Source organism: Curtobacterium subtropicum, from assembly GCF_030362975.1.
In the GTDB taxonomy this organism is placed as follows: Bacteria; Actinomycetota; Actinomycetes; order Actinomycetales; family Microbacteriaceae; genus Curtobacterium; species Curtobacterium subtropicum.
On the sequence record NZ_JAUCMM010000006.1, the window covers coordinates 184,524 to 202,272 of the forward strand.

The 17,749-nt window shown below is 71.0% G+C and carries 16 protein-coding genes; 14 read left to right on the plus strand and 2 right to left on the minus strand.

Translation table 11 applies throughout. The features are described from left to right. Positions 1-30 precede the first annotated feature (30 nt). A complete protein-coding gene (locus QUG98_RS10540; RefSeq protein WP_224441288.1) occupies positions 31-222 on the minus strand; it encodes a hypothetical protein in 192 nt (63 codons plus the stop codon). Positions 223-315: 93 nt separating this feature from the next. Here QUG98_RS10540 and QUG98_RS10545 point away from each other — a divergent pair, with 93 nt between their 5' ends. Next, positions 316-1,467: an SLC13 family permease gene (locus tag QUG98_RS10545; protein ID WP_289470485.1), complete on the plus strand. Its 1,152-nt coding sequence runs from the start codon at positions 316-318 to the stop codon at positions 1,465-1,467. 115 nt (positions 1,468-1,582) lie between these two features. On the opposite strand, the gene QUG98_RS10550 is transcribed toward QUG98_RS10545, so the two are convergent. Beyond that, positions 1,583-2,557, minus strand: coding sequence for a magnesium transporter CorA family protein (locus tag QUG98_RS10550; RefSeq protein ID WP_289470486.1), 975 nt, complete (start codon positions 2,555-2,557; stop codon positions 1,583-1,585). 107 nt (positions 2,558-2,664) lie between these two features. On the opposite strand from QUG98_RS10550, the gene otsA reads away from it, so the two are divergent. The 13 genes from otsA to QUG98_RS10615 all read left to right on the plus strand — a co-directional run bounded on the left by otsA (position 2,665) and on the right by QUG98_RS10615 (position 17,504). Then, the gene (otsA, locus tag QUG98_RS10555; protein ID WP_289470487.1) at positions 2,665-4,254 is read left to right on the plus strand and encodes an alpha,alpha-trehalose-phosphate synthase (UDP-forming); all 1,590 of its coding nucleotides are present in this window, start codon (positions 2,665-2,667) and stop codon (positions 4,252-4,254) included. Next, the gene (gene otsB / locus QUG98_RS10560) at positions 4,247-5,029 is read left to right on the plus strand and encodes a trehalose-phosphatase (protein ID WP_289470488.1); all 783 of its coding nucleotides are present in this window, start codon (positions 4,247-4,249) and stop codon (positions 5,027-5,029) included. The genes otsA and otsB overlap by 8 nt, the downstream gene beginning before the upstream one ends. A gap of 143 nt (positions 5,030-5,172) precedes the next feature. Further along, positions 5,173-6,867: a dihydroxy-acid dehydratase gene (gene ilvD / locus QUG98_RS10565; protein WP_289470489.1), complete on the plus strand. Its 1,695-nt coding sequence runs from the start codon at positions 5,173-5,175 to the stop codon at positions 6,865-6,867. Between the two features lie 45 nt (positions 6,868-6,912). Continuing rightward, positions 6,913-8,733, plus strand: coding sequence for an acetolactate synthase large subunit (locus QUG98_RS10570; protein ID WP_289470490.1), 1,821 nt, complete (start codon positions 6,913-6,915; stop codon positions 8,731-8,733). After that, positions 8,730-9,230, plus strand: a complete 501-nt coding sequence (gene ilvN, locus QUG98_RS10575; protein WP_058728994.1) for an acetolactate synthase small subunit — start codon at positions 8,730-8,732, stop codon at positions 9,228-9,230. Before QUG98_RS10570 ends, ilvN begins: the two co-directional genes overlap by 4 nt. Positions 9,231-9,326: 96 nt before the next feature. Beyond that, entirely contained in the window at positions 9,327-10,352 is a 1,026-nt protein-coding gene (gene ilvC, locus QUG98_RS10580; RefSeq protein ID WP_058728995.1) for a ketol-acid reductoisomerase, read from the plus strand. A gap of 249 nt (positions 10,353-10,601) precedes the next feature. Further along, complete coding sequence (locus tag QUG98_RS10585; RefSeq protein ID WP_289470491.1) at positions 10,602-11,792, plus strand: mannitol-1-phosphate 5-dehydrogenase; 1,191 nt, start codon at positions 10,602-10,604, stop codon at positions 11,790-11,792. 50 nt (positions 11,793-11,842) lie between these two features. After that, positions 11,843-12,286 carry a hypothetical protein gene (locus tag QUG98_RS10590; protein ID WP_289470492.1) on the plus strand — a complete coding sequence of 148 codons (444 nt, stop codon included), beginning with the start codon at positions 11,843-11,845 and terminating at the stop codon, positions 12,284-12,286. Then, the gene (locus QUG98_RS10595) at positions 12,283-12,663 is read left to right on the plus strand and encodes a hypothetical protein (protein ID WP_289470493.1); all 381 of its coding nucleotides are present in this window, start codon (positions 12,283-12,285) and stop codon (positions 12,661-12,663) included. Before QUG98_RS10590 ends, QUG98_RS10595 begins: the two co-directional genes overlap by 4 nt. Positions 12,664-12,870: 207 nt before the next feature. Beyond that, positions 12,871-14,460 (plus strand): phosphoglycerate dehydrogenase, encoded by a 1,590-nt coding sequence (gene serA / locus QUG98_RS10600; RefSeq protein ID WP_289470494.1) that lies wholly within the window; start codon positions 12,871-12,873, stop codon positions 14,458-14,460. Between the two features lie 11 nt (positions 14,461-14,471). Beyond that, positions 14,472-15,539: a 3-isopropylmalate dehydrogenase gene (locus tag QUG98_RS10605; RefSeq protein ID WP_289470495.1), complete on the plus strand. Its 1,068-nt coding sequence runs from the start codon at positions 14,472-14,474 to the stop codon at positions 15,537-15,539. 15 nt (positions 15,540-15,554) lie between these two features. After that, a complete protein-coding gene (locus tag QUG98_RS10610; RefSeq protein WP_289470496.1) occupies positions 15,555-16,709 on the plus strand; it encodes a branched-chain amino acid aminotransferase in 1,155 nt (384 codons plus the stop codon). Positions 16,710-16,733: 24 nt separating this feature from the next. Continuing rightward, positions 16,734-17,504 carry a fumarylacetoacetate hydrolase family protein gene (locus QUG98_RS10615; RefSeq protein ID WP_058729002.1) on the plus strand — a complete coding sequence of 257 codons (771 nt, stop codon included), beginning with the start codon at positions 16,734-16,736 and terminating at the stop codon, positions 17,502-17,504. Positions 17,505-17,749 lie beyond the last annotated feature (245 nt).

Consider the following 17,749-nt stretch of genomic DNA (forward strand, 5'->3'; position numbering starts at 1 on the left):
CGTGCGCGCGAGCGCGCCGCGACGTGCGTCCTAGCGCTGACGCGCCTTCACCGCGCGGTCGTCCTCGACGACCGTGCCGATGGCGACGATCGTCGTCGCGAGCCACGCGATCCACGTGAGGGCGAGCCGCCAGTCACGCGGTCCCTGCCGGGTGGTCTGCACGACGCTGTAGCCGCTGATGATCGAACTCCACACCGCACCGCTGAACATGAACTTCCGCACGGGTTCCTCCTCCTGGTCGTCCCCGCCACGCTACCGGCCGCTACATTGGAGCGCCGCCGGTGGCCCTGCCGGTCCGCAGATCGAGGAGTCACCGTGCGTCAGGCCGTCATCGGGGGAGTGCTGCTGGTCGTCGGCGCCGTGTGCGTCGCGCTCGGGCTGCTCCCCCTGTCCGACCTCGGTGTGCTCGCCGACCGGGTCGTGCCGGTGCTCGCGTTCGTGCTCGGGCTGACGATCGTGTCCGAGCTCGCGGCCGACGCGGGCGTCTTCGACCGGCTCGCGGACCTCGCGGCGCGCATCGGCGGCGGGCGCACCATCGGGCTCTGGGCCGCGGTCGTCGTGCTCGCCGTGGTGTGCACCGTCTTCCTGAGCATCGACACCACCGCGGTGCTCCTCACCCCGATCGTCATCACGCTCGCGCGCCGGGTCGGGCTGCCCCCGATGCCATTCGCGCTCACGACCGTCTGGCTCGCGAACACGGCGTCGCTGCTGCTGCCAGTGTCGAACCTGACGAACCTGCTCGCGGTCGACAAGATCGGCCTCGACGGCCCGATCCCGTTCGCCGGCCTCATGGTGTGGGCGGCGCTCGCCGGGGTCGTCGTGCCGTGCGCGGTGCTCCTCGTGGTGTTCCGCGGCAGGCTCTTCGGCCGGTACACGCCCGTCGACGTCCGACGGCCGCGCGATCCCCTCTTCTTCTGGGCGGCGTCGGCCGTGCTCGTGCTGCTCGTGGTCGCGCTGACCGCCGGGGTGACGGTGTGGATCGCGGCGCTCGTCGCGGCGGCGCTGCTCGTCGTGGTCGCCGCCTTCCGGGCCCCGTCCGAGCTCCGGCCGTCCCGTGTGCCGTGGTCGACGCTGGTGTTCGCGGCCGGGCTCTTCGTCGTCGTCGAGACCCTGCACACGACGGGCCTGACCGACCCGATCGTGCAGGCGCTGTCCGGCGGCACCGACACCGGCTCGCTCCTGCTGCTCGGCGGGGCCGGCGGGGTCGCGGCGAACGCGATCGACAACCTGCCCGCCTACCTGGTGCTCGAACCGGCCGCCGGGCACGAGGCCCTGCGCTACGCCGCGCTCCTGGTCGGCGTGAACGCGGGCTGCCTCATCACGCCGTGGGCCTCGCTGGCGACACTGCTGTGGCACGCTCGGCTGTCGGCGGAGGGCGTGCACCTGTCGTGGGGTCGCTACATGGCGCTCGGGTGCATCGTGGCGCCGCTCACGGTCGTCGCGGGCGTGCTGGCACTGCAGCTCTGACACGCTGCTGCCCTGACCCGCTGCTGCTCTGGCGCGCTGCTGCTCTGTCGCGCAGCTGCTCCGGGGCGGCCGGGGCGCCGTCCGGCGGGCGGGCCGTCACCCGGCGAGCGAGCCGCTACAGCCAGTCCTTGCTCTTGAAGACCCGGTAGAGCACCAGCGACGTCGCGACGATCAGGGACACCGAGGCGAGCAGGCCGCTCCAGTGCCCCTCTCCCGGGAACGTCACGTTCTGCCCGAAGAACCCCGTGATGGCGGTCGGGATCGCGATGATCGCCGCCCAGCTCGTCACCTTCTTCATCACGGTGTTCTGCCGGTTCGACGCCAGGTTCAGGTTCGTGTCGAGGACGCTCGACACCGAGTCGCGGAGCTGCTCGACGGAGTCGGCGATCGTCACCAGGTGGTCCTCGACGTCGCGGAAGTACGGCCGGATGCCGTCGGCGATGGTCTCGGCGTCGCCGTGCAGCAGGGCCCCGACGCTGTCCCTGGTCGGCACGACCTGGCGGCGGAGCACCCCGAGGGCCTTCCGCAGCCGGAACGACCGGCGCTGGATCTGCTGCTCGCGCGGGTTGCCGTGCTCGAAGAGGTCGTCCTCGAGGTCGTCGATGCGTGCCTCGATGTCCTCGACGGCCGACGTCGCGTGGTCGACCACCGCGTCGAGGAGCCCCCAGACCAGCCACGGCACGCCGCGGTCGGACAGGTCGGCGTTCGCGTCGAGGCGTCGCTCGACGGAGCGCAGGTCGACGTCGGGCCCGTGGATCGTGACGAGGGCGTGCTGCGTGACGAAGGCCTTCACCTCGTGGGTCACGAGGTCGCCCTCGGCGTCGAGACCGTCGACGTCGTAGACCACCAGGAACAGGCTGTCGCGGTAGCGGTCGAGCTTCGGACGCTGCCCCTGCTCGAGGGCGTCCTCGACCGCGAGCGCGTGCACGCCGAGCTCGTCCTCGACCTGGGCCAGCTCGTCGGGCGACGGGTCCACGTGGTCGACCCACACGAAGGTCGCGTCGTGCCGGTCGAGCAGGTCCGACACCCGCTCGACGGGGAAGTCCCGCTCCACCGCGGTGCCGTCCCGCCACGCCCGTGTCATGACCATGCCGACGAGCCTAGTGACGACGGGCCGAGAGCCCGGTGGCGCTCCGCTGGTACCGTCGGCGTCGATCCCGGCGCACCAGCCGGGGGGAACGGAGACACCACCACCCCATGGCAGCAGACACCGACCCGGACCGCTACGCCTTCGTCGTCGCCTCGAACCGCCTCCCGGTGGACCGCGTCGTCGACGAGGACGGCAACGAGGGCTGGCGGCACTCGCCCGGCGGGCTGGTGACGGCGCTCGAGCCGGTCATGCGCGCCAACGACGGTGCCTGGGTCGGGTGGGTCGGCCAGCCGGACGTCGAGGTGGCTCCGTTCGACAACGAGGGCATCCACATCGTCCCGGTGCCGCTGAGCAGCGACGACGTCGAGGAGTACTACGAGGGCTTCAGCAACGACACGCTGTGGCCGCTGTACCACGACGTCATCGAGCACCCGAGCTACCACCGCGACTGGTGGAACGCCTACCGCCGTGTCAACGCCCGCTTCGCCGACCAGATCGCCGAGATCGTCGAGCATGACGGCATCGTCTGGGTGCAGGACTACCAGCTGCAGCTCCTGCCGGCGATGCTGCGCGAGCGTCGACCCGACCTGACCATCGGGTTCTTCAACCACATCCCGTTCCCGCCGGTCGGCATCTACGCGCAGCTCCCGTGGCGCGCGCAGATCCTGGACGGCCTGCTCGGCGCCGACGTCATCGGCTTCCAGCGCCAGGACGACGCGAGCGACTTCCTCCGTGCCGTCCGGCACATCAAGGGCTACACGACCAAGGGCTCGACGATCGACGTCCCCGTCGACGACCCGGCCGCGCCGCGCAGCCGCAAGGGCATCACCGTGCGCCACGTCGAGGCCCGCCACTTCCCGATCTCCATCGACGCCGAGAGCTTCGAGGCGATCGCGCACCGACCCGAGGTGCAGGAGCGCGCGCGGGAGATCCGCGAGAGCCTGGGCAACCCGACGACGGTGCTGCTCGGCGTCGACCGGCTCGACTACACGAAGGGCATCCGGCACCGCATCAAGGCGTTCGGCGAGCTCGTCGAGGACGGCCGCGTCAAGGTCGAGGACGCCACGCTCGTGCAGGTCGCCAGCCCGAGCCGCGAACGGGTCGACACCTACGCGGCGCTCCGCGACGAGATCGAGCTGACGGTCGGCCGCATCAACGGCGACCTCGGCGTGATCGGGCACCAGCCGATCGCGTACCTGCACCACGGGTACCCGCGCGAGGAGATGGTCGCGCTCTACCTCGCCGCGGACATCATGCTCGTCACCGCCCTGCGCGACGGCATGAACCTGGTGGCGAAGGAGTACGTCGCCGCCCGGTTCGACAACGACGGCGTGCTGATCCTGTCCGAGTTCGCCGGGGCCGCCGACGAGCTCAAGCAGGCCGTCATCGTCAACCCGCACGACATCGGCGCGCTCAAGGACTCGATCCAGCGCGCGATCGAGATGCCCCGGCGCGAGCGCTCGACGCGCATGCGCGCGCTCCGGAAGCGCGTCCGCGACAACGACGTGGCCCGCTGGTCGCGGTCGTTCCTCGAGGCGCTCGACCGGCACGCCCCGAACCGTGCCAAGCTCGACCCGTCGGCGTCGGACCCGGGTGACCAGCACGTCGAGGAGCTGCAGGACACGACGTCGATCTTCGACCAGGACGCGCAGACGGCGCGTGCCGCCGAGGACACCCGGGAGGCCCGTGGTGCCTGAGACCGAGACCGATCCGTCCGCCCTGTCGTCGGCCCTCGAGACGCTCGCGGCTGCGCCGCGACTGCTCGTCGCGCTCGACTTCGACGGCACCCTCGCACCCTTCGCCGACGACCCGGCACAGGTCGGGGCCCTGCCCGGCTCCTGGGCTGCGGTGCTCACCCTGCAGCGTGCCCGCGACACCGAGGTGGTCCTCGTCTCCGGGCGTCCGCTCGAGGGGCTCGCCCGGGTGTCGCACGCGCCCGAGGGCATGGCGCTCGTCGGGTCGCACGGCGTCGAGTGGCGCGTCGACGGCCACGACGAGGCCGCGCTGAGCGACGACGAGCGCGCACGGGTCGACCGTGTCGGCACCGCCCTCGACGAGGTCGGCGACCGGTTCCCCGGCGTCGTCGTCGAGCACAAGCCCGCCGGGCACGGACTGCACACCCGCCGGGTGAGCGCCGAGGTCGCGGCCGAGGCGAACGCCGCCGCGAGCCGGGCCGCGCACGACGCCGACCCCGACGTGCTCGAGCGCGGGGGCAAGGACATCGTCGAGTTCGCGGTGCGCCACGTCACGAAGGGCGACGCGATCGACCGGCTCCGCGAGCTCCGCGGCGCCGACGCCGTGTTCTTCGCCGGCGACGACGTCACCGACGAGGACGCCTTCCGGGTGCTCCGCGACGGCGACGTCGGCGTGAAGGTGGGGGAGGGTGACACGCTCGCGGCGCACCGCGTCGCCGATCCCGCGGCGCTCACCGACGTGCTGAAGCAGCTGGCGCGGGCGCGGTTTGCTCGGTGAATCGCGCCAGCGATTCGCGACGCGCCCCGAAGGAGCCTGCGACTGAGGTCGCGTGAGGCCACGCGCTGACGACCCGGCCCCGCGCCTCCCGTCCGGTGCAGGTCGTGTCCGGTTGGTATCCCAACTGGTCCTAGACTGCCTGCATGCCTGACATCGACGTGAAGCCGCGCAGCCGGGTCGTCACCGACGGGATCGAAGCGACCACCTCGCGTGGCATGCTCCGGGCCGTCGGCATGGGCGACGCAGACTGGGACAAGCCGCAGATCGGGATCGCCTCGTCCTGGAACGAGATCACCCCGTGCAACCTCTCGCTCGACCGCCTCGCGCAGGGCGCGAAGGAGGGCGTGCACTCCGGCGGCGGGTACCCGCTGCAGTTCGGCACCATCTCCGTCTCGGACGGCATCTCGATGGGCCACGAGGGCATGCACTTCTCGCTCGTCTCGCGTGAGGTCATCGCCGACAGCGTCGAGACCGTCGTGAACGCCGAGCGCCTCGACGGCACCGTGCTGCTGGCCGGCTGCGACAAGTCGCTCCCGGGCATGCTCATGGCCGCGGCGCGCCTCGACCTCGCGAGCGTCTTCCTCTACGCGGGCTCGGTCATGCCGGGCTACGTGAAGCAGGCAGACGGCTCCTTCAAGGAGGTCACGATCATCGACTCCTTCGAGGGCGTCGGCGCGTGCAAGGCCGGCACCATGAGCGAGGCCGAGCTCAAGGAGATCGAGTGCGCCATCGTCCCGGGCGAGGGCGCCTGCGGCGGCATGTACACCGCGAACACGATGGCGAGCGTGGCCGAGGCCCTCGGCATGTCGCTGCCGGGTTCCGCCGCCCCGCCGAGCGCCGACCGCCGACGTGACTACTACGCGCGTCGCTCCGGCGAGGCCGTGGTGAACATGCTGCGCCTCGGACTGACGGCGCGCCAGATCCTCACGAAGGAGGCGTTCGAGAACGCCATCGCCGTCGCGATGGCCCTCGGAGGCTCGACCAACGTCGTGCTGCACCTGCTCGCGATCGCGCACGAGGCCGAGGTCGAGCTGAGCCTCGACGACTTCAACCGCATCGGCTCGAAGGTCCCGCACCTGGCCGACATGAAGCCGTTCGGCAAGTACGTCATGGTCGACGTGGACCGCAACGGCGGCATCCCGGTGATCATGAAGGCGCTGCTCGAGGCCGGCCTGCTGCACGGCGACGTGATGACCGTCACCGGCAAGACCCTGGCGGAGAACCTCGCCGAGATCGACCCGCCGGAGCTCGACGGCGAGGTCTTCCGGAAGCTCGACAACCCGATCCACACCACCGGTGGCCTGACGATCCTCAAGGGCTCGTTCGCGCCCGAGGGTGCCGTCGTGAAGACCGCCGGCTTCGACGCCGCCGTGTTCGAGGGCCCCGCGCGGGTGTTCGACCGCGAGCGCGCCGCGATGGACGCCCTGACCGAGGGTCGGATCCAGAAGGGCGACGTGGTGGTCATCCGCTACGAGGGCCCGAAGGGGGGACCGGGCATGCGCGAGATGCTCGCCATCACCGCGGCCATCAAGGGCGCGGGCCTGGGCAAGGATGTACTACTGTTGACGGACGGACGATTCTCAGGCGGCACAACCGGCCTGTGCATCGGCCACATCGCACCGGAAGCCGTGGACGCAGGTCCAGTGGCATTCGTGCGCGATGGCGACCGCATCCGTGTCGACATCGCGGCTCGCTCGCTCGACCTACTGGTCGACGACGCCGAGCTGGAGGCCCGCCGAGCAGGCTGGGCCCCGCTGCCCCCGCGCTACACCCGCGGAGTCCTCGCGAAGTTCGCGAAGCTCGTCCAGTCCGCCGCCAAGGGCGCGGTCACGGGCTAGCGTCGACACGTTCGAACCGCCATCTCTCCAGGCAAGGACCACCTCATGCCCACGGAAGCCACTCCGCTGTCCGCTGCAGCCGGTGCACGCCGGTCGCCGGAGATCCTGACCGGCTCGGGAGCCGTCCTCCGGACGCTCGAGCACCTCGGGATCACCGACGTCTTCGGCCTGCCCGGCGGCGCCATCATCCCGTTCTACGACGAGCTCATGGCGTCCACCACCATCCGGCACGTCCTCGTCCGGCACGAGCAGGGCGCCGGCCACGCGGCCGAGGGCTACGCGTCGGCATCGGGCAGGGTCGGGGTCGCGATCGCGACGTCCGGCCCCGGTGCGACGAACCTCGTGACGGCCATCGCCGACGCCTACATGGACTCGGTGCCGTTCATCGCGATCACCGGCCAGGTGTTCTCGACCCTGATGGGGACGGACGCCTTCCAGGAGGCGGACATCGTCGGCATCACGATGCCCATCACGAAGCACTCCTTCCTGGTGACCGACCCGGCCGACATCCCGGCCACGCTGGCGGCGGCGCACCAGATCGCCACCACGGGTCGACCGGGCCCGGTGCTCGTCGACATCACGAAGGACGCCCAGCAGAAGTCGGCGCCGTACGTGTGGCCGCCGAAGATCGACCTGCCCGGCTACCGCCCGGTGACGAAGGCCCACGGCAAGCAGATCACGGCGGCCGCGCAGCTGCTCGCCGAGGCCGAGCGCCCCGTCCTGTACGTCGGCGGCGGCGTGGTGCGCTCCGGTGCGTCGGCCGAGCTCCTGCGCTTCGCCGAGGCCACCGGCGCGCCGGTCGTCACGACGCTGATGGCCCGCGGCGCGTTCCCGGACTCGCACCCGCAGCACCTCGGCATGCCCGGCATGCACGGTACGGTGCCCGCGGTGCTCGGCCTGCAGGACAGCGACCTCATCATCGCGCTCGGCGCCCGCTTCGACGACCGCGTGACCGGCAAGGCCGACGAGTTCGCGCCCGACGCCAAGGTCGTGCACGTCGACATCGACCCGGCCGAGATCTCGAAGATCCGGTACGCCGACGTGCCGATCGTGGGTGACGCCCGCGAGGTCCTCGTCGACCTGCTCGACGCCTGGGACGACGTCGCCGCGGACCGTGCGGACACGAGCGCCTGGTGGGCCAAGCTCGACCAGCTGCGCACCGACTTCCCGCTCGGGTACGTCGAACCGACCGACGGCCTGCTCGCACCGCAGGCGATCATCCGCCGCATCGGCGAGCTGACCGGACCCGAGGCCGTCTACGCGTCGGGCGTCGGCCAGCACCAGATGTGGTCCGCGCAGTTCATCAAGTACGAGCGACCGCACGCCTGGCTCAACTCCGGCGGCGCCGGAACGATGGGCTACTCGGTCCCCGCCGCGATGGGCGCGAAGGTCGCCGAGCCCGACCGCGTGGTGTGGGCGATCGACGGCGACGGCTGCTTCCAGATGACGAACCAGGAGCTCGCGACCTGCGTCATCAACGACATCCCGATCAAGGTCGCGGTCATCAACAACTCGTCGCTGGGCATGGTGCGGCAGTGGCAGACGCTGTTCTACGACGGCCGCCACTCGTTCACCGACCTCGAGACGGGGCACCAGAGCCGTCGCGTGCCGGACTTCGTGAAGCTCGCCGACGCGTACGGTGCCCTCGGCATCCGCGTCGAGCGCGCCGACCAGGTGGACGACGCGATCAAGCTGGCCCTCGAGACGAACGACCGTCCGGTCGTCATCGACTTCGTGGTGAGCCGCGACTCCATGGTGTGGCCGATGGTCCCGCAGGGCGTCGGCAACTCGTCCATCCAGTACGCCCGCGACCACGCGCCCAGCTGGGACGTCGAGGACGCCGACATGACCGGAGACCCCGCATGAGCCACGTCCTCTCCCTGCTCGTCGAGGACAAGCCGGGTCTGCTGACGCGCGTCGCCGGCCTCTTCGCCCGCCGCGGCTTCAACATCGAGTCGCTCGCCGTGGGCGGCACCGAGGTCGAGGGCCTGTCCCGCATCACGGTCGTCGTCGACGTCGAGGACCTGCCGCTGGAACAGGTCACGAAGCAGCTCAACAAGCTCGTCAACGTGATCAAGATCGTCGAGCTCGACTTCTCGCAGTCGGTGCAGCGCGAGCACATGCTCGTCAAGGTGCGGGTCGACAACCAGACCCGTTCCGCCGTGCTCGAGGCCGTGAGCCTGTTCCGCGCACAGGTCGTCGACGTGGCGACCGACTCGCTGATCGTCGAGGTGACGGGCGACCCCGGCAAGATCCAGGCGATCCTGCGGGTGCTCGAGCCCTACGGCGTCAAGGAGCTCGCCCGCGCCGGCCTGCTCGGCATGGGCCGCGGGCCGAAGAGCATCACCGACCGCGTGCGCTGAGCGCACCCCACTTCCGGACGGCAGGGTCGTGGTGGCCTCACCACGCGCCTCCCGTCCGCACACCACAAGCCACCAGAACCAAGGAGACAGACCCTCGTGACTGACATCGTGTACGACGCCGACGCCGACCTGACGCTCATCCAGGGCAAGAAGGTCGCCGTCATCGGCTACGGCTCGCAGGGCCACGCCCACGCGCTCAACCTCCGCGACTCCGGCGTCGAGGTCGTCATCGGCCTCAAGGAGGGCTCGAAGAGCCGCGACAAAGCGACCGAGGCCGGCTTCCAGGTGCTCACCCCGGCCGAGGCCACGAAGGACGCCGACGTCGTCGTGATCCTCGCACCGGACCAGGTGCAGCGCATCGTCTACGCCGAGGACATCAAGCCGAACCTGAAGGACGGCGCGACGCTCGTCTTCGGCCACGGCTTCAACATCCGCTACGGCTACATCGAGGCGCCCGAGGGCGTCGACGTCTCGCTCGTCGCCCCGAAGGGCCCGGGTCACACCGTCCGCCGCGAGTACGAGGCCGGCCGCGGTGTCCCCGTGATCGTCGCCGTCGAGGTCGATGCCTCGGGCAGCGCGTGGGACCTCGCGTGGTCGTACGCCAAGGCCATCGGCGGCCTGCGCTCCGGTGGCATCAAGACCACCTTCACCGAGGAGACCGAGACCGACCTGTTCGGCGAGCAGGCCGTCCTCTGCGGTGGCACCTCGCAGCTCATCCAGTACGGCTTCGAGACCCTGGTCGAGGCGGGCTACCAGCCGCAGATCGCCTACTTCGAGGTCCTGCACGAGCTCAAGCTGATCGTGGACCTGATCTGGGAGGGTGGCCTCACCAAGCAGCGCTGGTCGATCTCCGACACCGCCGAGTTCGGTGACTACGTCTCCGGTCCGCGCGTGATCTCGCCCGAGGTCAAGGAGAACATGAAGGCCGTGCTCTCCGACATCCAGGACGGCACCTTCGCCAAGCGCTTCATCGAGGACCAGGACGCCGGTGCGCCGGAGTTCAAGGAGCTCCGCGCGAAGGGCGAGGGCCACCCGATCGAGGCCACCGGTCGCGAGCTCCGCGCGCTGTTCGCGTGGAAGTCGAACGACGCCGACTACGTCGACGGCTCGGCCGCGCGGTAGTCTGCGCAGCGACCACTCGATGACGAGGCGGCGGTGCGTGTGCACCGCCGCCTCGCGACGTGACCCGGACCACATGCACCTGTACTCCTCCAGCTTCAGCGCACCCTGCGACCACAGCGCCAGCACCGGGCGCGTCATCGGCGTCCCCGTACCCGGGCGCTCCGCTCCCGCGACCCGTTCCGCAGCGCTGCTCGGCGGCGTCGCGAGGAGTGGTCACGACCGGGTCCTCCGACGTGGGAGGATCGTCGGATGGCGGTGACGAAGCGAGCGGTCCACATCGGCGCCGGCAAGATCGGGCGCGGGTTCGTGGGTCAGTTCCTGGTCGCGAGCGGCTACGAGCTCACCTTCGTCGACGTCGACGACCGTGTGGTCTCGGCCCTCAACGATGCCGGCCGCTTCGTGGTGCACGAGGTGGGCGAGCAACCCGTCGAGCACCTCGTCCACGGCTTCCGGGCCCTCAGCAGCAAGACCGACCGTGAGCGGGTCGTCCGGGCGATCGCCGATGCCGACGTCGTCACGACCGCGGTCGGAGCGCGCACCCTGCCGCTCGTCGCCCCGGTGATCGCCGAGGGACTCGCGGCACGCGCACCCGAACGCGGCGACGTCACCGTGGTGGCGTGCGAGAACGCCTTCAACGCGACGGACTCGCTGCACGCCAGCATCCGACGCGCCCCGATCCTCGAGGACCGCCACGTCGCGGCCGTCTTCGCCAACTGCGCCATCGACCGCATCGTGCCGGACCAGTCCGGGGTCCTCGGCCAGTCCGGCGGGCTCGACGTCGTGCTCGAACCCTTCTACGAGTGGGTCATCGAGCGCACCCCGTTCGCCGACTCGCAGGCCGAACCGCCGCAGATCGACGGCGTCACCTGGGTCGACGACCTGCAGCCGTTCGTCGAGCGGAAGCTCTACACGGTGAACACCGCGCACGCCACCGCGGCCTACCACGGCTTCGTCCGGGGCATCCGACTCATCCGCGAGGCCCTCGAGGACCGCGAGGTCCGCGCCGAGGTGGACGGCGTCCTCGCCGAGACGACCGCGCTGCTCGTCGCGAAGCACGGCTTCGACCCGGCCGAGCACGCGCGGTACGTCGCCGCGAACCTCACCCGGATCGCGAACCCGCTGCTGCCCGACACGACGGCACGGGTCGGGCGCAACCCGCTGCGCAAGCTCGGGCGGCGGGAGCGCTTCATCGGGCCGGCCGCGCAGCTCGCCGAGCGCGGCATGCCCGTCGGACACCTGCTCGGAGCGGTGCGCGTCGCCCTGGCCTTCGACGACGAGAACGACCCCGAGTCGATCGAGCTGCACGCGCTGCTCCGTTCCGGTGCCACGGCACACGCGCTCACCGAGATCCTGACCGGGCTCGTCGAGAGCCACCCGCTGTTCCCCGCGGTGCGCGGCGTCGTCGCCGAGGTGCTCGAGACCCAGCCGGCCGACGTCTGACCCACCCCTCGTGGTGCCGGCTCCGGTGACGGGCTCGTAGAATCGTCCCCATGACGACGGCAGCATCCCCGCCCGACGGCTCGGTCGACCACGACGACGAGGACGCGCTCAGCTGGGGTGACGCCAACGACACGACCCACGTGGACGCGGCGCACAACCCGGTCGCCGTGCCGGACCGCGGCGGACGCGACCCGGAGCGCCCGGAGACCTCCGGTGCACTGATCGGCTTCGGCGTCTTCGGCGGGCTCTACCTGCTCTACACGGTGGCGTGGCTGCTCACCGCGTCGACGTCGTACGTCGCGAACGTCGACACCGTGCTGACCGTCTTCGTCGAGGTGCTGCGGTTCCTGTCGATCGTCGCGCCCGCGCTCTGGTTCACCGTGGTGCTCTGGGCCGGCCGCGGTCGTCGGACCCGCACGCGCCTGCTCTGGATGCTGCTCGGCGCCGCCGTGCTCTTCCCCTGGCCGTTCCTCATGACCAGGAGCTTCGGGTGACCGCCACGACCCCGGCGGTCCGCCGGACCCCGTCCCCGCTCGTGGCCCGCGTCGTCGTCTGGGTGCTCTTCGGCGCGCTCTTCGCGTACATGACCGTGCAGAGCGTCGGGAACCTCGTCACCGTCTCGCAGTCGGTGCGCGCCTTCAACACGTTCCTCGAGACGACCTCGGGCGGGTCGTCGCTGCAGCGCAGCACGCCGTGGGGCTGGCTCGTCCTCGACATCGCGATCGCGCCCGTGGCGTTCGTCGTGGCCCTCTGGGTGACGCGCCGCTCGCGGCTGGCGGTGACCATCGGCGTCTTCCTGGTCGCGTTCGCCGCGGCGGGCGCGCTCTGGCTGGACCTGCAGCTCTTCGTGCCGCGTCTGCTCGACTTCTGACGCGCGAGTGCCGACGTCGTGACGCGCGACACAGCCGCCCGACGGCCTGTCGTGGGCCGGTCGCCGGCCTCGAGGCGCGGTGCGGGCCGCCACCGCGCCTCCAGACCCTCACGTGGTCCCGTCGGGGACCGACGGTGCGGTCGTAACCGGGTCCGCGCGTCGATACGATGGTGGGATACCGCCCGTCTCGTGTGAGGAACTGCAGCTGTGCCGAAGCCGGTCGTCCTGATCGCCGAAGAACTCTCGCCCGCCACCGTCGACGCCCTCGGGCCCGACTTCGAGATCCGGAACGTGGACGGTACCGACCGCGCCGCGCTCCTGTCCTCCCTCGCCGACGCGCACGCCGTGCTGGTGCGGTCCGCCACGAAGATCGACGCCGAGGCCATCGCCGCCGCACCGCAGCTCAAGGTCGTCGCCCGCGCCGGCGTCGGCCTCGACAACGTCGACATCAAGGCGGCGACCACCGCCGGCGTGATGGTCGTCAACGCACCGACGTCGAACATCATCTCGGCCGCCGAGCTCACCGTCGGCCACATCCTGTCGCTCGCGCGGCACATCCCGGCGGCGCACGCGTCGCTGGCGGACGGTGCATGGAAGCGCTCCTCGTACACCGGTGTCGAGCTCTACGAGAAGACCGTCGGCATCATCGGCCTCGGTCGCATCGGTGCGCTCATCACGCAGCGTCTGCAGGCGTTCGGCGTCACGGTCATCGCGTACGACCCGTACGTCACGACGGCCCGGGCGCAGCAGCTGGGCGTCGAGCTCGTCTCGCTCGAGGACCTCCTCCGCCGCGCGGACTTCACGACGATCCACATGCCGAAGACCCCGGAGACGGTGGGCATGATCTCCGACGAGCAGTTCGCGCTCATGAAGCCGAGCGCGTTCGTCGTGAACGTCGCCCGCGGCGGCCTGATCGACGAGGACGCCCTGCACCGCGCGCTCACGTCCGGCACGATCGCCGGCGCCGGTCTCGACGTGTTCGTGTCCGAGCCGCCGAAGGACTCGCCGCTCCTCGCGCTGCCGAACGTCGTCGTCACGCCGCACCTCGGGGCATCGACGGACGAGGCCCAGGAGAAGGCCGGCGTCTCCGTCGCCAAGTCGGTGCGCCTCGCCCTCGGCGGGGAGCTCGTGCCGGACGCGGTGAACGTCGCCGGCGGCGTCATCGACCCGTACGTCCGACCCGGGATCCCGCTCGTGGAGAAGCTCGGTCAGGTCTTCACCGGCCTGGCGACCTCGCCCGTGACGAGCATCGACGTCGAGGTGCACGGCGAACTCGCGCAGTACGACGTCAGCGTGCTGAAGCTCGCCGCGCTCAAGGGCGTCTTCACCGACGTCGTCAGCGACCAGGTCTCGTACGTCAACGCCCCGCTCATCGCCGAGCAGCGCGGCGTGAGCGTCCGGCTCATCACCGACGCCGACAGCCCCGAGTACCGCAACGTGCTCACGATCCGCGGCGCGCAGTCCGACGGTCCGGCGATCAGCGTCTCCGGCACGCTCACCGGTGCGAAGCAGGTCGAGAAGCTCGTCGAGATCAACGGCCACGACGTCGAGGTCGCCCTCGACGCCCACCACGTCGTGATGGTCTACACCGACCGCCCCGGCATCGTCGCGGTCTACGGCAAGGAGTTCGGCGACGCCGGCATCAACATCGCGGCGATGCAGATCTCGCGGCAGGAGGCCGGCGGCCAGGCGCTCAGCGTGCTGACGGTCGACTCGCCGGTGCCCGCGGAGATCCTCGAGCACGTGCGCTCCACCATCGACGCGACCTCGCTCCGCGAGATCGACATCACGCTCTAGGGACACCGGACATGGCACAGACGGTCAAGCTCGCGGTCGTCCGCGGCGACGGCATCGGGCCCGAGGTCGTAGACGAGGCCCTGAAGGTCCTGCACGCCGTGCTGCCCGACGACCTCGTCGTGCAGGAGACCGCCTTCTCGCTCGGTGCCACGCGGTACCTGGAGACGGGCGACATCCTGAGCGACGCGGACACGGCGGCCCTGGCCGAGCACGACGCGATCCTGCTCGGTGCCGTCGGTGGGGACCCGCGCGACCCGCGTCTGGCCGGGGGGATCATCGAGCGCGGTCTCCTGCTGAAGCTGCGCTTCGCCTTCGACCACTACGTCAACCTGCGACCCACGACCGTGTACTCCTCGGTCGCGAGTCCGCTCGCCGACCCGGGCACGGTGGACTTCGTGGTCGTGCGCGAGGGCACCGAGGGGCCGTACGTCGGCAACGGCGGCGCGATCCGCGTCGGCACGCCCCACGAGATCGCCACCGAGGTGTCCCTCAACACGGCCCACGGGGTCGAGCGCGTCGTCCGCTACGCCTTCGACCTCGCGTCCCGCCGGCCGCGGAAGCACCTGACGCTCGTGCACAAGAGCAACGTGCTCGTGCACGCGGGGGCGCTCTGGCAGCGGACGGTCGCCGCGGTCGCCGAGGAGCACCCGGACGTGACGGTCGACTACCAGCACGTCGACGCGGTGACGATCCACATGGTCCGCGAGCCCGGCCGGTTCGACGTCATCGTCACCGACAACCTGTTCGGGGACATCATCACCGACCTGGCCGGCGCGATCAGCGGCGGCATCGGGCTGGCGGCCTCGGGGAACATCAACCCGGACGGCACCTTCCCCAGCATGTTCGAGCCGGTGCACGGTTCCGCTCCGGACATCGCAGGCCAGCAGGTCGCCGACCCGACCGCCGCCGTCCTGTCCGTCGCCCTGCTGCTCGACCACCTCGGTCGAGCGGACCTGGCGTCGGCCGTGACGCAGGCGGTCGAGGCCGACCTCGCGAGCCGGGGCACCACGCCGCGCAGCACGGCCGAGGTCGGCGACGCCATCGCCGCCGCGGTCGCAGCACGCACCACCACCGCCTGACAGGAGTCACCCCCGATGAGCCACGACAGCGCGAGCACCGACAGCGCGAGCACCGACACCGCCACCACCGACGGCGACTTCGCCCTCGAGTTCGCGAGCACGCCGTCGCCCGGACGCCGAGCTGCAGCCGAGCGCGAGGAGATCCTCGCCGACCCGGGCTTCGGCAAGCACTTCACCGACCACATGGCCACCGTCGAGTGGTCGCTCGACGACGGCTGGCACAGCGCCTCGATCCACCCGTACGGGCCGCTGACCCTCGACCCCAGCGCCAGCGTGTTCCACTACGCGCAGGAGATCTTCGAGGGCATGAAGGCCTACCGCCACGCGGACGGGTCGGTGTGGTCGTTCCGCCCGGACGCCAACGGCCGTCGTTTCCAGCGCTCGGCCCGTCGGCTCGCGCTCCCGGAGCTGCCGGTCGAGGTCTTCGTCGAGTCGGTCCGGCAGCTCGTCCGCGCCGACGTCGACTGGGTGCCCTCGGCGCCGGAGACCAGCCTGTACCTGCGGCCCTTCATGATCGCGACGGAGTCGTTCCTCGGCGTCCGGGCCGCGCAGGAGGTCGCGTACCACTGCATCGCGAGCCCGGCCGGGGCGTACTTCACGTCCGGACCGAAGCCGGTGAGCATCTGGCTGTCGACGAAGTACGCGCGTGCCGCCCGCGGCGGGACGGGTGCGGCGAAGACCGGCGGCAACTACGCGGCGTCGCTGCTCCCGCAGCAGGAAGCGTACGAGCAGGGCTGCCAGCAGGTGATGTTCCTCGACTCCGAGGAGGGCAGGTACCTCGAGGAGCTCGGCGGCATGAACGTCGTGCTCGTCAAGGCGGACGGCACCCTCGTCACCCCGGACTCGGAGTCGATCCTCGAGGGCATCACGCGCGACTCGATCCTGCAGCTCGCCGAGGACCGCGGGCTCCGGGTGGAGCGACGTCGGGTCACCCTCGACGAGTGGCGCGACGGTGTCGCCGACGGTTCGATCACCGAGGCGTTCGCCTGCGGGACCGCCGCCGTGGTCACGCCGATCGCGGAACTCCGCGGCGAGGGCTTCACGATCGGCTCGCCGACCGTCGGTGCCGGCGAACTGACGATGTCGCTCCGTCAGGAGCTGACCGACATCCAGTACGGCCGTCGTCCCGACCCGCACGGGTGGATGACGCGCCTGACGGACCCGGCCTGAGCCGCGGATCGGTAGGGTCGAACGGTGAAGATCGCACGGTTCAGCAGCACGGGTGAAGACCCGCGGTACGGCATCCTCGACGAGCGCGACCTGGTCGTCCTCGCGGGGGACCCGATGTACCAGGGGTTCGAGACGACGGGGGAGCGGGTGCCGCTCGCCGACGCCAAGCTCCTCGCACCGGTGATCCCGCGGTCGAAGGTGATCGGCGTCGGGCTGAACTACGCCGAGCACGCATCGGAGATGGACGAGCGGTCCGGTGACGACCCCGTGGTCTTCCTCAAGCCGAACACCGCGGTCATCGGGCCGGACGACCCGATCCGGCTGCCGGCCGAGGTCGGTCGTGTCGACCACGAGGGCGAACTCGCCATCGTGATCGGGTCGCTGGCGAAGAACGTGCGGCGCGAGGACTTCGCCAGCGTCGTGCTCGGCTACACGATCGCCAACGACGTGACGGCTCGGGACCTGCAGGCCCGCGACGGCCAGTGGACCCGCGCGAAGGGCTTCGACACGTTCTGCCCGCTCGGTCCGGTCATCGAGACCGAGATCGACCCGTCGGACATCCGGCTCGAGACCCGCGTGGACGGCGAGCTGCGCCAGGCGGCATCGACCAGCGAGATGGTGCACGACATCCCGTCGCTGATCGAGTTCGTCTCGTCGATCTGGACCCTCCTGCCCGGGGACGTCATCCTCACCGGGACCCCGGCCGGCGTCGGTGCGATCCGCGACGGCGAGGTCGTCGAGGTGCTCATCGAGGGGATCGGGTCGCTGAAGAACCCGGTCATCGCTCGACACTGAGCCCGGCCGACCGCCGACCGAACGGCCCGTTCCCGCAGGGGCGCGGGCCGTTCGTCGTTCCCGAGCCGATCGGTGTCGGGGGACGACACGCCCGGGCGGTGGGCGGGTTGGCCGAGGCGGTGGGGCGTGTGTAGAGTAATCACTCGTTGCCGCTGAGGCGGAGAACGGAACGGCCGAGACGGTCACCGGGTTCACCTGGGGATCTTGTCCGCCGCGGTTCTTCCCCGGCAACGAACTTCCAGCCC